Source organism: Pseudoalteromonas sp. R86517 (genome assembly GCF_042466295.1).
In the GTDB taxonomy this organism is placed as follows: domain Bacteria; phylum Pseudomonadota; class Gammaproteobacteria; order Enterobacterales; family Alteromonadaceae; genus Pseudoalteromonas; species Pseudoalteromonas atlantica.
In genome coordinates this window covers 67313-81287 of sequence record NZ_JAXHCB010000002.1, presented here as the reverse complement: position 1 = coordinate 81287, position 13975 = coordinate 67313, and the positions used below count along the sequence as shown (strand labels likewise).

The following is a 13975-nucleotide window of genomic DNA, read 5'->3' as shown; positions in this document are numbered from 1 at the left end:
ATACAACCCCGCAATGAGCGAATGTGATCAAATATGATTATAAGAAAGGTGGTTACACTTGTTTTGCTCATTAAAAAAGGCCATCGTAGTGATGGCCTTTTTATGAGAAGTTAATTTGTAAAACCTAAACTGTTCTCCCTTTTTCATTATAAGCATCAACTTCTTCTTTAATGATATCGCCTCTATAAGTACCGGGAACTAACATAAAATTAGGGTTCGCTTCTTCTGAAGTGTAAAAAATATGAAATATCATTTCTTTAAGTTTACGGTAACTCCTTGATAGTTCAGTCGCGCGTTCCGCAAATGCTTGTTTATCTAACTCAATAATTAAAGACTCCCTATCAGATTTTGACGCACTTTGATATTTCACTCTAAAGCTTGATTGAGAAATTAAATCTATCTGTTTAACAATAAACTTATACCGTTGCTTAGTTTCTTTTCCAGCCCAACTGAGCATCAGTGCATCTAAAACACCAATAACATTTACATCTGTCGCCCCTGGTAATTCTGTTCTAGGTATCATTATTTCAGCCACATCAGTCAAAATGGTTAATTCACGGGCAGTAAAGAAACGCCCACTTTGTGAATAAACAGATAACGAATTTGTAGTATTAAAAATTGATGCCCAAACGGGGCTAGTAACAAAATATACTGATGCTCCAATGAATAAACGACGACTTATATTAACTTTAGACATAACCCTTCCCTTACAATTGGCCTTTAAAAAATAGTTTAGCTGCATAATCAACAGCTCGAGCGGTAATAGCCATATAAGTCAATGAAGGGTTTTGAGTTGCACAAGATGACATGCAGGCACCATCGGTTACAAACAAGTTCTTAACATCGTGGCTCTGAGCCCATTTGTTTAAAACGGAACTTTTAGGATCTTCGCCCATACACGCCCCTCCCATCTCATGAACGCGATCGCCAACAGCAATAGGCTTTGTTTCAGGAAATTCGTTTATTTTGATATCCACACAGCCACCTACGGTCAGTATTTCTTTAATATCTATCGCGGCTCGCTTAATCATCTTGCGCTCGTTTTCTCTTATTCGTGCATCAATATGTAATATAGGAATACCCCATTGGTCTTTTTCCGTAGGATGTAACCGCGCATGATTTTCAAACCTAGGTAACATTTCACCATACATTATTGCTCTAAAGCGCCAAGGGCCTGGTTGATTACTGTCATTTTTTACTTGAGCGCCAATACCGACCTTTTTTGCAGTTGTGCCAGTGTTGCTTCGATGCTGTGCTGTACCTTGGAAACCAAATCCTCTTATAAAATCAGCGTCGTCTTTCTGCTCGTGTCGATAATTTGGTATGTATGTAGCAATCGGCCTACGCCCTATTGAGTATTTATCATCAAAACCTGGTACTTTCGCATTCGCTATAACGCCAGAAAAATGATCCATAATGTAATGCCCAACAGCACCACTGGAATTAGCAATACCATTAGGAAACGTTTTAGACTTAGAGTTCAGGAGTACTTGCACAGAACCTAATGCAGAGGCGCATAAGAATACAATCTTCGAGCGATATTGACGCTTTTTCTTAGTATGAGCATCAATTACAGTGACACCCGATGCTTTACCTGATCTATCATCGTAATCAACTGTTTCAACTATTGAGTCTGTTACAACAGTTAAGTTACCTGTTTTTTTAGCAGCAGGTAATGTTGCTGAAAGTGAACTAAAATAACCACCAAATGTACACCCTCGATTACAATATGATCGAGCCTGACATTGGCCACGACCAAGCTCAGTTTGTTCTTTAGTCGGTTGTGTGAGATTGGCCGAACGCCCTACAATTAAATGCCTGTCTGAATAAGCCTTCTTTAAGTTCTCAGCTATAAACTTCTCAGCACAACTCATCTCCCACGGCTTTTGAAATATACCATCGGGTAACGTATCTAACCCATCTTTATTCGCAGATACACCAATAAAAGACTCTACGTAATCATACCAAGGCGCCAAATCGTCGTAGCCTATAGGCCAAGGGACACCATTACCATCTTTGGCATTGGCTTGGAAATCCTTCACCCCCCACCGAAGGGATTGTCTACCCCAAGTTAATGAACGGCCACCTAATTGGTAGCCTCTAATCCATTTAAACGGACTCTCTTTTGGATATGAGATAGGATGCTCTTTGTCATCAATAAAAAACTGTTTAGTGGCGTTTTTGAAATAGCCTTTTCGCTCAATCATAGAGTACCTTCCCTCCTCACTGAGGATTTCAGGGACTTTGTTTCGGTTCTCAATTTGCCAAGGCATTTGCATATCAGTATATTCTGGGCCTTGATGCTGAATATTACGCCCACGCTCTATTACAAGGGTTTTTAAGCCTTTTTCACAGAACTCTTTTGCTGCCCAACCACCTGTAATACCTGAGCCTACTACGATCACGTCATACATACAGTATGCTCCATTTTATTTATTATTTTAGCTCTCGAATGAATATATTTTTGAACCTAACCACATTGCCCCTAAGGCCCGACTCTTTATAAGACTTGCTTCCGTGATGCTGTAGGCCTATAACACCTTCATCATCTTTAATATCTTCTACATGGGTAGTGAGTATTCCATTTAGATAAATTTTTATTGAAGCGCCGTCGCAGACGACTCGTAATGAATTCCATTCATCTGGCTTATAAGCTCCGGCTTGCAGCTTTGACCAAGGGGGTAAGTGACTTTTTATAAAGTCATTATCTTTGTGTGATCTTTGAGGGTGTTCGGGGTACAGCCATTTTCGTCGGCCTTGATCAAATAACCCTCCGCTCCAACGACGTGGGCTCGGATCTATTTCAGCTTGATAGCCAACAACGCGTTTACCGTCTTTATCTTGCTCAATTTGGCCTCTAAAAATAATACCCGAATTACTATACTCATCAACTTTCGGCATTTTTATATCGGCAGTCAAAATAAAGTTGCTGTAACGCTGCTTTGTAGTTAGAAACCAATTGTTAGGTGAAATTAAATGCAACTCACCATCTATGAAGCGTGCTTGCCCAAACGAGTAAACATTATCAAAACGGCTAAGCTGAGGGTCTAGCAAAGCAACTCTTTGCGTTGTTGTACATGCTGTAACCGAAAAAGCAAAAAATATAGCTAAATATGATTTAATACCAGTCAACGTATTCTCCTTACTAACACTTTGTCGCGATATACTTAAAAGCAGATATAAATAACCTGCATTAAAAGTACTTTTTTGGAAAATCGCTTTGCACTAAAGTCCAATAGTTTAGTGAAAAGCGATGCTTAACCTGATGTTAGTTTTCAAACAATACATTAAACTCTGATATAGCAGGCCAGTTACCGATCGCTTTTAATTTAACAAAGCGTCCTTCTCTATAAAAAGTAGTTGTACTTGGCTGATTGTTAACCTCTCTGCCCTTATGCTTTGCTACTTTTTTATATCGACCATCAATCGTTTCTGATACATAAATTTGATACTTAATTGCTTTATCGTTCGCAGTCCAAAGTTGGGTCCCTGTAATAGATTTTAACTCTCCTAAATCAATAACTATTGATTGAGTTCCATTTTTGTCCGCACGCCAACTTGAGCTATCAGAAAGGTCACCGTCTAACACATTAGACGCGGGGTATTGCTTCTCCTCAGATGATACATAGACAAGGTTAGGGTTTACTATTAAGCGTTTTTCTGCACTTGAAGATTTCCCTTTACTATCAGTTGTTACAGCTTTTAGAGCGTACTCACCGGCGGCTAAACCAAGGAGCTCAGTTGAATACTCTTCGTTACCCCAGGCAAAAGGAGGCTGCCAAATATCACGCACTAAGGTGTCGTTCAAATAAAGCTCTACCCGCTCTATATCAATGCTATTTAATGCAGACTCACTATGAACCGATACACTTAGAGACTCATACCCTACTGGCACTTCTATCTCGGGTTCTAAAAAATAAACATTTGGAGCCGGTATTTCTTCTACGATAAGTGTAATACTCGCTTCCCCTTCTAAACCTTGGGTATCTCGCGCAATTGCAGTGATAGTATGGCTTCCTACCCCTAAAGGTGACGAATTTGGCTCGTGCCTGTCTAACCAACCCATTGCACCTAGCTCATATGGTGCATATGAATGGCCAAAATTCCAGACAGGCTTGGTATCAGTACGCACAAACTCACCATTAACATATAAAGTTACAGATTGAATATCACGATTGTCGGGAGATACTGCATCTATTGTCACACCTAACTTTTCGTATCCTTCAAAAACAGTAATGGTTTCATTAGGGAAAGAAACCACTGGCGGTTTAGGCTCACCTTCAACATTAAGAGTCATTGTCGCTATGCTTTGAGCGCCTTCACTATCTATGGCAACTGCTTTAAAAGTATAAATTCCTGCACCGAGTGGTAAGGGGTTGGGAGAATGTGAGTCTAACCACCCCATTGCGCCTGTTTCGTGTGGATTAAACTTATGGCCAAAGTTAAAAGGAGCTTTGTCGTCTGTACGTATTAAATTATCGTTAATGTATAAAGTAACAGATTCAATTGTTCTATCAGCAACAGGACTTGATGCTTGCAACGTAAATGTCAGCTGCTCAAAGCCCTCTTTTACAGTTAGCTCGTTATCAGGAAAACTAATGACTGGCGAATCGGATTGAACAAGCAACTGCATTGTGGAAGAGCCAGTGACACCTTCACTATCAGTTGCAACTGCTTCAAAGGTATGATTTCCAGCCGTTAAGCCTAGTAGCTCTAATGGCTTGTTTTTATGACCCCATACAAAAGGGTCTGCATTGTCTGAACGAATTAGCGTGCCATCAACAAATAAATCAACTTTGCTGATGCTGCGATCAGCCACTGGACTTACAGCCGTTACTTTAAACGACAATTCACTGTAACCTTCCTCTACAGTAATGCTTGTCTTCGGAAAAGTGACGATAGGTGAGTTAATTTCACTTTCTATATCTAAATCTATTACTTGCAAATGAAGTGGTAACGCACTCCCTGCCCCGCGTTCCATTAGGTAGTAGTAAACTTTGCCATCTTTGATGTAAATAGTGCCATGATCAAATACTGGCCCATCAGTTGCTTCGTATACGCGCGTAAAGTTATTTGTGCCACCTTGCGCTTTTTCAACGTAAGGTCGTCCATTGTTTAAACCAATAATATATACGTTATCACCAGCCGTATAAATTTCACTTGCGCCAACAAAATCTGTTGACGTAATAAACTCTGTTGCGCCAGCTGGCTTATAGGAGTGTAAATAAACTTCTTGATAATCAGGACGGGTTCTATCGGTTGAGCGTACTTTACTTATAAAATGCACATCTCCCTTTTTAGTCACTGTCCAGTCAAAGCTACCTACAATATAAACAGAATTAGCTTCTTGATGATCTATGTAGTCACCCGGTTCCAGTACTTTTATCTCATCCGAATTTACAAGCGGCCATGTCATTGGCTCACCTTGATGGTTTTTCCATTCACCTATACCATCTGAGTGGTCTGAATAGGCGTAAAAAACACCATTTTGATATTTATATCTATCGTTATTATCGTTGCTTCGCTGCTGGTAGCCTACTCGAAGTTTGCCATTAACGTACTTCATATTGCCATAGAGGCCCCAGTTATAAGCATTACCATAACTTTTTTGGTTATTGTGATTAAATTTAGTGAAGCTTGACCACTTTTTTGTTTGAGCGTTATAGCGATTAAATACATAGGCACCGTTATTGTTACCACCCAAGCGCATATAAAGCAGCAATGTACCATCTGTATTTGTAAAAAACTTGGGATAAGTTAAACGCGCAAAATTTGCTTTATCGGCTAAATTACCTGTCATTGTTAAATGCTTATAGTCATCAGCCCCTTGACTAACACTACTGGTATCTTTAACAAACTTATTAAGAGTAAACTGCTCATCGGGTAAGTCAGCAACCCCTGTTTCGCTAAAAGAATAGCGGAAGAAGTCATCTTTGAATTTACCACCATGATTGTTATCGTCGTAGGCGTGCATATCGTACACCATATGAATAGTGCCATCGATAGGGCTCACTGCTAAGCCAATTGTATTATGCGACTCCCCAACTAAAGGGTCTCCTCTAAAACCTGTATGGCGATGTGGAAATTCTATAGTTGCCAATGTTCCCGTTAATGTATTGTAGCGGCTCAACATTACATTACGCTCTTCCTTACCGCCTTTATACCAAGTCATAAATACATAATGTTTATATACTTTAACGGCATCGCCATGCGCAGAGATATTTCGACCAAAAAAGAAGTCGTATTGCGTTCCAGTGTCTGGGTTAGCTACATTACTAAAATCTAAATCTTGTCCATCAAAGTGCAAACCAGTGTCTGAAATTTTAACTTGTTGCTCTAATTCAACTCTTGCGTGCCCTGAGGCAGCATAAAATGCAGAAGTTAACAAAAGCAGAGATGAAAGCGTGTGTTTCGCTTTTATTGTGTGTTTTTTCATATTGCTCTCTGTTTATCGATGTTGTCTAAATGAATTGTGTGGATTCAATTGTGTAAACTGTTTTGAAATATTTAGATTTAACTTATAGAGACGCCTTTACTATTTTACTTTCGTTAATAAAACTATAACAAAAAAGCAAAAACGATCAATACAAATCAACATCAATCAAAAGAAGGGCATCAGTCTAATATAAAAATCTATTAAAAGAAGGGAAGCTAACGAGGACTGATAATGTACGTAAACAGCACTGCTTTATGTGTATAAGAGTAATTTAGGTATTATTTAAAAAGGTAGGTAGGCAATACCTACCCATACCGCTGTAACTATTCGATGTTACCCGCATTTAGTAAAATTTTACGTAAATAGATTTTGCATTTCTAAAGATATCTAAGGGCCTATTTCTCTTAGCTTACCTTCAAAACTATTTGCAAGCTCCATAAGTTGGCGGGCGTTACTATATTTTCTTAGATTTTGTTTTAACTCATCAAGCGCTTTGGCAGTTAAACCAGCATTATCTAAGGCTAAGTAATATAAATATGCGTATTGCACATTGTTAGGTTCAAGCTCCATCGACTTTTTAAAATACTCTATTGCTTCAACTTTTTTATTACTTCTTATTTTTGCCATTCCATTTGCATAATTTAATGCAGCAGAATTAGGTATTGCAGCCAACCCTTGATCAAGCACAGTCTGCATTTTTTCTTGACTCCCTTGACGAAAATAAATATCAGACAAATTTACATAGTTAGGATCAAAATATGGGTCTACATCAATACCTTTTTTTAAATACCTAATTGCCGATGTAACATCTCGCTTATTTAATGCGAGCATACTTTGATTAATATGACCTTCTCCACGCCAAGAGTTAACTTTATTGGACTGTGCCAGCTCAACAATAGCCTCACTGAGTTCGCCCGACGGATTATTTTGATAACTCAGATTTTGTGCGGCGGCAACCCTAACCGCCTTAAATTTATCTGTTAACAACTTGCTGTAACTTTTAAAACGCTCACTTTCAGGCAGCATATAGCCTATTTTAGCAATCGCTAATCGTATAAGTGGCAGTGGCGAGTTTACCCACCTAGATATAATTGCATCATCTATTACTGAACCAGTGCTTGCCAAATAAGTAATTGCACTTGCTCTATCAATTTCACTCAATGAAGTATCATTAATCAATCCAAGGTGAATATTTAACGGCACACTATTGGCCGATCGAAGTGCTAACATTGCATGCTCTTTGTTAGACAACGGAGCGGCCTTGCCATGCCAGCTTTCTAGCGCAGTGTTAGCCCATTCATTTGTTTTATCATCGTGACACTGAGTACACGCATTAGGCGTATCATAAATGATAGAAATATCAGGGCGCGGGATTTTAAAACTATGATCTCTTCTATCATCTACCCCCATATACCTATTAGTAGGCATATGACAATTTACACATTGGCTACCTTGCGACGCTTGCTTATGCCGGTGGTGCTTGGGCACATCATATTCACTACTTTTATGACATTGAAGGCAAAGGCCATTCGTTTGTGATTTAATTTCCATCGTGTGTTTGTCATGACAATCCAGGCAATTTACACCGGCTTCATACATTTTACTTTGCTTAAAAGAGCCAAATACATAAACCTCTTCCTTTATTTGGCCATCAGCATGATACAAATTTGGCTCTAAGAAAGAGGGGCTGAATTGATCTAAAAAATGCTTATCACTACTAAACCCGTCTGTTAGTGGACTGCGCAATGAATGACAGGCATAACAGGCTTCCATAAAGCTGTTATCACGTTTAGCACCTTGCCAAGTAGCAATGTTGCTTTTATCCGTTATTTTCCAACCAGACATATTGGTCGGTTTCACCTTATTTGTTTTTGGTAACGGGTTAGTTTTGTGATCTTTTGATAGGTCAGCATGGCAAGAAGCACATCCCACATTTATATTTGAAAAGTGCGTATCAAACACATCCTTTTCTACATCATAATTACGCTTTAAATTATCAGAATGACAATCTGCACACATCCCATTCCAATTTTGTAAAGGTTGTAACCAATGCAAACGATCATTTGGTTTTACATCTTCAGTTTCATAATTTGCATACCAGCGCTGCCCACCATCTTTGGCATCGCGACTATCCCAAGCAAAAGGGAAAACTTGGTATTTCCCCTGCTCTACTTCAATAAGGTATTGCTGAAGTGGGGTAAAACCAAATACATAACTTACTTTATAAGTCTGCTTAGTATTGTTCTCAGTTAAATCGATTAAAAACTCATTATCTTTAGTGTAAAACAATGCTTTTTGAGAAAAATGTTCAACAATTACACTATTAAAGTCACCTAATACTTTATCTGATGTTGCTTGGGCCATTGCACCTGCATGGTGAGACTGCTGCCAATCAGACACCTCCTTGCTATGACATGAAGAACACTCCTCATTAGCAATAGAAAAAAAGCTGCTCATCAAAAGCGTTACAACTACTATAATCTTGAATATTTTTATCATTATTTTTCTGCTTTAAAACGCTAGTATTGTGAGTAAATAATTTTATCAGGGTCGTAAATAACGCTATCGCTTTCACTAAAACCAATTCTATGAGCAACGGCTTTCACCGATGTTGCTTGATCTAATTTAAAAGGGCCTTTGTATAATTGCCATAAATCAGGAGGGGTGATGTTACCTAATTGATAAGAAATCACCGCACCAGGCGTTGGGCTACTTAGGTGTATTATGCCATTACTGATTTTAAATTGTGGCTTTGCGGTTACTGGCTGTGATTCACTTCCCGCCCACAGTTGTTTAATAAGTTGGGATTCCGCAAGCCTTGGTTCATCGTTAATTTCTCTTAACCAACGGTCCATTTCTGCACTAAGCTCAGCGACCACTTTTTTATAACTGGGGTCGGTAATAATATTATTTAACTCATGAGGATCATTGGCTAAATCAAATAATTCTTCAGGGTCTTTTTTATCTCTAAACCATAAAGCTTGTGCCGGTGTAAGTTGCTCTGCATCCCGTAAACGTAATAGCTCCTGCATGGTAGGTATTTTTTCTCGATAGACTACTGGCAAATAATAACCTTGTTCTGGACGGTAATTTCTAATGTATTTGAAGCGCTTATTTTTAACAGCCCTTATTACATCTGTAAAACCATCAAACCTATCTGCTGCAGCATGGATGTATTCACGTTTTGCAGTTTGTTGTTTACCTAAAAAGCTTCTCCCGTGCATATGCTCGGGCTTATCTATACCAGCTAGGTTCAAAAGCGTTGGGGCAAAATCAACAAAGCTAACCAGCTCGTCATTTTTTTTGCCTGCATGCTTTGCATTGGGGTAACGAACTATAAAAGGGACCTTGAGGCCGCTATCGTAAATTAACCGCTTTTGCCTTGGTAAAGGTCCGCCGTGGTCTGAGTAAAACATAATAATAGTATTATCGTATAAGCCATCGTCTTTTAATTGCTGTAATACCGCAGCAATCTGTTTATCGGCTTCTGCAAGGTTATTATACATTTTCCATAGGTCGCGCCTAACAAGAGGAGTATCAGGCAAATATGGCGGAATAGGGAAATCAAGATCTTTAGGCACATGCTCAGGTGTATTCGCCTCAGATGATTTTTCAGCATGATGTTGCGGTAGTTTTGCGATTTTCTTTCTATTGTCAGAAAAGTAATGCCGAGATTCTATTTTTCTGAACCCATATGGCTCAAATAAGCCTGACTCATGTGTCGTGGTAAAATTAACAACTGCATAAAATGGCTGCCCGGGCTTTCTATTACGCCAATGAGCGAAAGGCCCACTTTCATCCCATGCTGCTTTTGGCGCTTTGAATTGGTAATCAGTTTTTAAGTTATTTGTTGTGTAGTAGCCTTCCTCGCGAAGGTATTGACTAAGCATTTTCGCATTTTCAGGGGGTACAGCCTCATATTTTGGCAAACCTGTTTGCTCAGTATTAGAGGTTGTTCGCATATTATTTGCACCAACCGAAGAAGGATACATTCCCAGCGCTATAGCTGCTCTGCTTGGCGAACACACACCTGAAGTTGAATACACATTCGTATAAGTCACCCCTTCATTTGCAAGTTGAGTAATAGAGGGTGTTTTTATAGTATTATCACCATAGGGCTCAATAATAGGGCTCATATCCTCAACTACTAACCATAAAATATTGGGTTTGTTAGACACGTCATGCTTTGCAATCCCGCCTTCCACTGCCTGTGAACTACAAGCGCAACATAACAATATCCACATCCAAACTTGCTTGTAACCAAAACTCATACAACACATATGCCACCTCTTTGTATTTTTGTATGGTCAGAATAGCGATTCATTAATCATTTCTGCTAAACACCAGCGCCCGCCATCGTCCTCTGGCAAATGCGGTACCTCCGTTCTCAGGAATTTTGCCATTTGTGACTGCTTTAGAGGAAACTCGTATAATATCGTCTTTAGCGAGTTCAACACCCTTCATGCTAAAGTATATTTCTTCGTAATCATCACTCGTTTCTGGATTAGTAAACTCGCCAATTTTTTTATTATTTATTGAAACAATATAAGTCGATTCACCGTCTGTTTCAGCTAGTGTGACCAAGTCAAGAGTATGGCTGCCAACGTCTTTGGCCTGCACAATATATTCTGCGTGTGCAAACTTATTACGGTAAGTAGTGTTCACCGCATTTATTGCTAAGGCATTCTCTGCTTTATGCTGGTAATAGGGAATTTCGCCCGTATTTTCAATAGTAAAATCGTCCACTGCGTATAGAATCCGGGTGTAGTCCGTTACCTTTAATAACTGAGTTTTTTCTTGTAATTGTTTGGGCTTATTCAGTGTTTCTGGCTTATCTTTACCTACAGGTATATAGCCCTTTTCTTTCGTTAAGAGTAATTTATCAAGCTCAAAGCCATCCTCACGCATTGATACCATAATGGTATGAACACCTTTGTGTGGTATCTCGATATAAATGGTGTTGGGAGTACCACAATGATTCGTGTTTACTCGTTGAGCAGAAGACCATGTCCAAGCATGTTTACCCTCACATAGTTGCAAGCGCTGTGCAGATTCTGGCCATTGCCCATTTATACCTAAATGCAGGCCATTATCTTCACTTCCGGTGCTGTATGCTCTTGCCCAAACGTAATATTTCCCAGGCGTTTCAAAGTAAACCGGATAGCTAAGCACAGCCATTGTGCCGGCTTTATTTGTGAAGTTCTCATGTCTAACTAACGCTTCGTGATGGTTACTGCGGGTATCAGGGAGTATTTCAATATAAGACCCGTTGCTAGCGTCATGATAATGGGCTTGGTCTGCATCAGCGAAATTATGAACTGGCGTATTTTTTGAAAACACCAACCATCGCCTCTTAGCATCTAAGTGCTGAGTTGAAAATTTTTCTGCTTCTATAACCACGAAGCCTGAATCTTCATAATAACTCTGCATCGCATTAATATTGGTTGTTGAAGCTGCAAAGCTGGCTACAATAATCGGTAGATAAAGGGCTAATTTTGTGTTTAATAGTCTCAAATTTTTAGCCCCTATTTACCGCATTAAGCAGTAAAACTTCTTTTATCTCTTTTGGTGTTGAGTGCTTATTACCGCCATTATCAGCGCCCGTTATCCACCAATAAATCATTCCTGCATCAGAGCAATCAAATTTATTAGTTTGAAATGGAACAACACCGTCTTTCTCAGCATAGGCCATCATTTCCCAAATAAATGCAATACCGCTATCTGAATGGTTTTTGGCCCAGTCCCAATCAGCTATTGGCCCCTGAAGCCCCACATTCTGATCTCCTATTTGATGCTCTTTTACACCAAAGTCTAGAATTTGCTGCCAAGTAAAAAAGTCACCGCTATTGTCATTTGCAGGGTGATGAGACACTACGTGAACATGTTGCACCTTATTTTTTTGTGCAGCTTCCAATGCATAGCCTATAAGGTCGGGCTCACCTGCTTCAACTATCCAAAGCGGATTATCAATAGATGATGCGTTGATTGCATCGACTAAATCTTGTTTTGCTCCTGCTTGATCAACTCGGCAATTATAAAAATCACGTAAATTGTTAAATGGTCCAAATAAATCGATACCTCTAGCACTTAATTCATCTAGTTTATTTTGCCGACGCATTTCATTTTCGGCATCAATTTGATACCGCGCTTTGTTTCTAAAAGGGTCTAAATCGCAAGAGTGAGATAAATGAACAAGTCGGCTAGATAACCCAGTGTTTTGTAAAAGCGCCAACATAACAGGTGTAGCACCAATATCATCGGGATCAGGGGAATTACCATCTATGACTACGGCCAAACGACCTATAGGCGGGTTAAGAGCTTCAAATTTGCCTTTTATTGATTGATTTGAGGCACTCTCTTTCGTTTTACCTTCAATACGTGTTGTGCTTTGACTACAAGCTACACTCAAAAAAGTGCTTAAAATAACCAAAGGCAGTAATAGTTTTTTCATTATTTGTTTCTCTATCTTGATAAAGTCGGTAATTTGTAATCGCTACTTTCTATTAAGGGATTTTTGAACACCTTGTTCGTCTCTGTAAATCATCAAGATAAGAACAATTATGCATAACGACTCAATATGAGTAAAAATGATTGTAAATGAAATCTAATAAACTAACAAACTATCAACATTAATCTTTGAAAATAGATTTAACTCTATTTCAATTAGAAGTACGTGACTGTTAAACAAACGGTAAAAAGAGAGAAAATAAACAAGGTAGTTTCAATTAACGCAAAGGTATTCTGAGGGATAGCACCAGCTAAAATCGGCAGCAAGTGGTTGTGATGTTCAAACTTTATAAGTAATAACCCTTAAGTTAATAGTAACTCAAGGGATATTACTTACTGACAATTCTCCGAATGCGAGTCAGTTATTAGGCTAATAATGACTTAACATAATCAATAAGGTCTTGATCTTGGCCGTTTTCAAATAAACATGCCTGAAAACGCTCACCCGAAACTGCGGTTTTAACTAATTCTTGATCAAGGTTTTTTAATGAATCAACATAGCTGCGACTAACTAAGGCTGACTTTACTTGCGTTAAAATTGATGCGTTTCTCACCTGAGGCTCCCTGCGCTCAACAGGGTAACCCGCACCGCGCTCACCGGTAAGTGCTTTTTCAAAAATATAACGCGCGTTTAACTCAGCGCCCCAACCAAATCCTTTAGCAAACGGCAGTGCTAATGCGTTACCGTTATTCACTTGGTTAAACAAAAAGGCATCTGAAGGGTCAATACAATAGCCACAGAAAACACCATCATGAGCATTTAACGACATCATCGCACCTTGGCCAGTGCCACATCCTGCAAATACAAAATCAACGGCTTTAGCGTTAAGTAAAATCCCCGCCATAATGCCTAAATGAACATACGTTAGGTGATGATCGTTTTCGCTATTCATACCCACGTTAAACACACTGTGTTCTAACGGTAAGGCAACACTTTCAAGTTCGTTTAAAATAATTGGATTTTTAGCCGCTTGGCTATTTTCAAACATTAATGCTATTTTCATGATTGGTTTTACACCTTAGTGAGTGAAT

The 13975-nt window shown here is 39.1% G+C and carries 9 protein-coding genes; all 9 read right to left on the bottom strand.

Translation table 11 applies throughout. The features are described 5' to 3' along the window. Positions 1-124: 124 nt before the first annotated feature. Positions 125-697 (bottom strand): gluconate 2-dehydrogenase subunit 3 family protein, encoded by a 573-nt coding sequence (locus SJY38_RS16415; RefSeq protein WP_377110259.1) that lies wholly within the window; start codon positions 695-697, stop codon positions 125-127. A gap of 10 nt (positions 698-707) precedes the next feature. Further along, complete coding sequence (locus SJY38_RS16410; protein WP_377110258.1) at positions 708-2414, bottom strand: GMC oxidoreductase; 1707 nt, start codon at positions 2412-2414, stop codon at positions 708-710. A gap of 22 nt (positions 2415-2436) precedes the next feature. After that, positions 2437-3132 (bottom strand): DUF1080 domain-containing protein, encoded by a 696-nt coding sequence (locus SJY38_RS16405; protein WP_377110257.1) that lies wholly within the window; start codon positions 3130-3132, stop codon positions 2437-2439. 136 nt (positions 3133-3268) lie between these two features. Then, positions 3269-6436 carry a BNR-4 repeat-containing protein gene (locus tag SJY38_RS16400; protein WP_377110256.1) on the bottom strand — a complete coding sequence of 1056 codons (3168 nt, stop codon included), beginning with the start codon at positions 6434-6436 and terminating at the stop codon, positions 3269-3271. 387 nt (positions 6437-6823) lie between these two features. After that, positions 6824-8935: a multiheme c-type cytochrome gene (locus SJY38_RS16395; protein WP_377110255.1), complete on the bottom strand. Its 2112-nt coding sequence runs from the start codon at positions 8933-8935 to the stop codon at positions 6824-6826. Positions 8936-8955: 20 nt separating this feature from the next. Next, positions 8956-10707: a sulfatase-like hydrolase/transferase gene (locus SJY38_RS16390; RefSeq protein ID WP_377110254.1), complete on the bottom strand. Its 1752-nt coding sequence runs from the start codon at positions 10705-10707 to the stop codon at positions 8956-8958. A 52-nt stretch (positions 10708-10759) separates the two neighbouring features. After that, entirely contained in the window at positions 10760-11950 is a 1191-nt protein-coding gene (locus SJY38_RS16385) for a hypothetical protein (protein ID WP_377110253.1), read from the bottom strand. Between the two features lie 4 nt (positions 11951-11954). Next, positions 11955-12887, bottom strand: coding sequence for a hypothetical protein (locus SJY38_RS16380; RefSeq protein ID WP_377110252.1), 933 nt, complete (start codon positions 12885-12887; stop codon positions 11955-11957). Positions 12888-13308: 421 nt separating this feature from the next. Then, positions 13309-13947, bottom strand: coding sequence for an RpiB/LacA/LacB family sugar-phosphate isomerase (locus tag SJY38_RS16375; RefSeq protein WP_182769360.1), 639 nt, complete (start codon positions 13945-13947; stop codon positions 13309-13311). Positions 13948-13975 lie beyond the last annotated feature (28 nt).

Excerpts from the sequence above, each read along its gene's own strand:
- SJY38_RS16415 (WP_377110259.1), bottom strand. The coding sequence starts at position 697 with ATGTCTAAAGTTAATATAAGTCGTCGTTTATTCATTGGAGCATCAGTA.
- SJY38_RS16410 (WP_377110258.1), bottom strand. The coding sequence starts at position 2,414 with ATGTATGACGTGATCGTAGTAGGCTCAGGTATTACAGGTGGTTGGGCA.
- SJY38_RS16400 (WP_377110256.1), bottom strand. The coding sequence starts at position 6,436 with ATGAAAAAACACACAATAAAAGCGAAACACACGCTTTCATCTCTGCTT.
- SJY38_RS16395 (WP_377110255.1), bottom strand. The coding sequence starts at position 8,935 with ATGATAAAAATATTCAAGATTATAGTAGTTGTAACGCTTTTGATGAGC.
- SJY38_RS16390 (WP_377110254.1), bottom strand. The coding sequence starts at position 10,707 with ATGAGTTTTGGTTACAAGCAAGTTTGGATGTGGATATTGTTATGTTGC.
- SJY38_RS16380 (WP_377110252.1), bottom strand. The coding sequence starts at position 12,887 with ATGAAAAAACTATTACTGCCTTTGGTTATTTTAAGCACTTTTTTGAGT.
- SJY38_RS16375 (WP_182769360.1), bottom strand. The coding sequence starts at position 13,947 with ATGAAAATAGCATTAATGTTTGAAAATAGCCAAGCGGCTAAAAATCCA.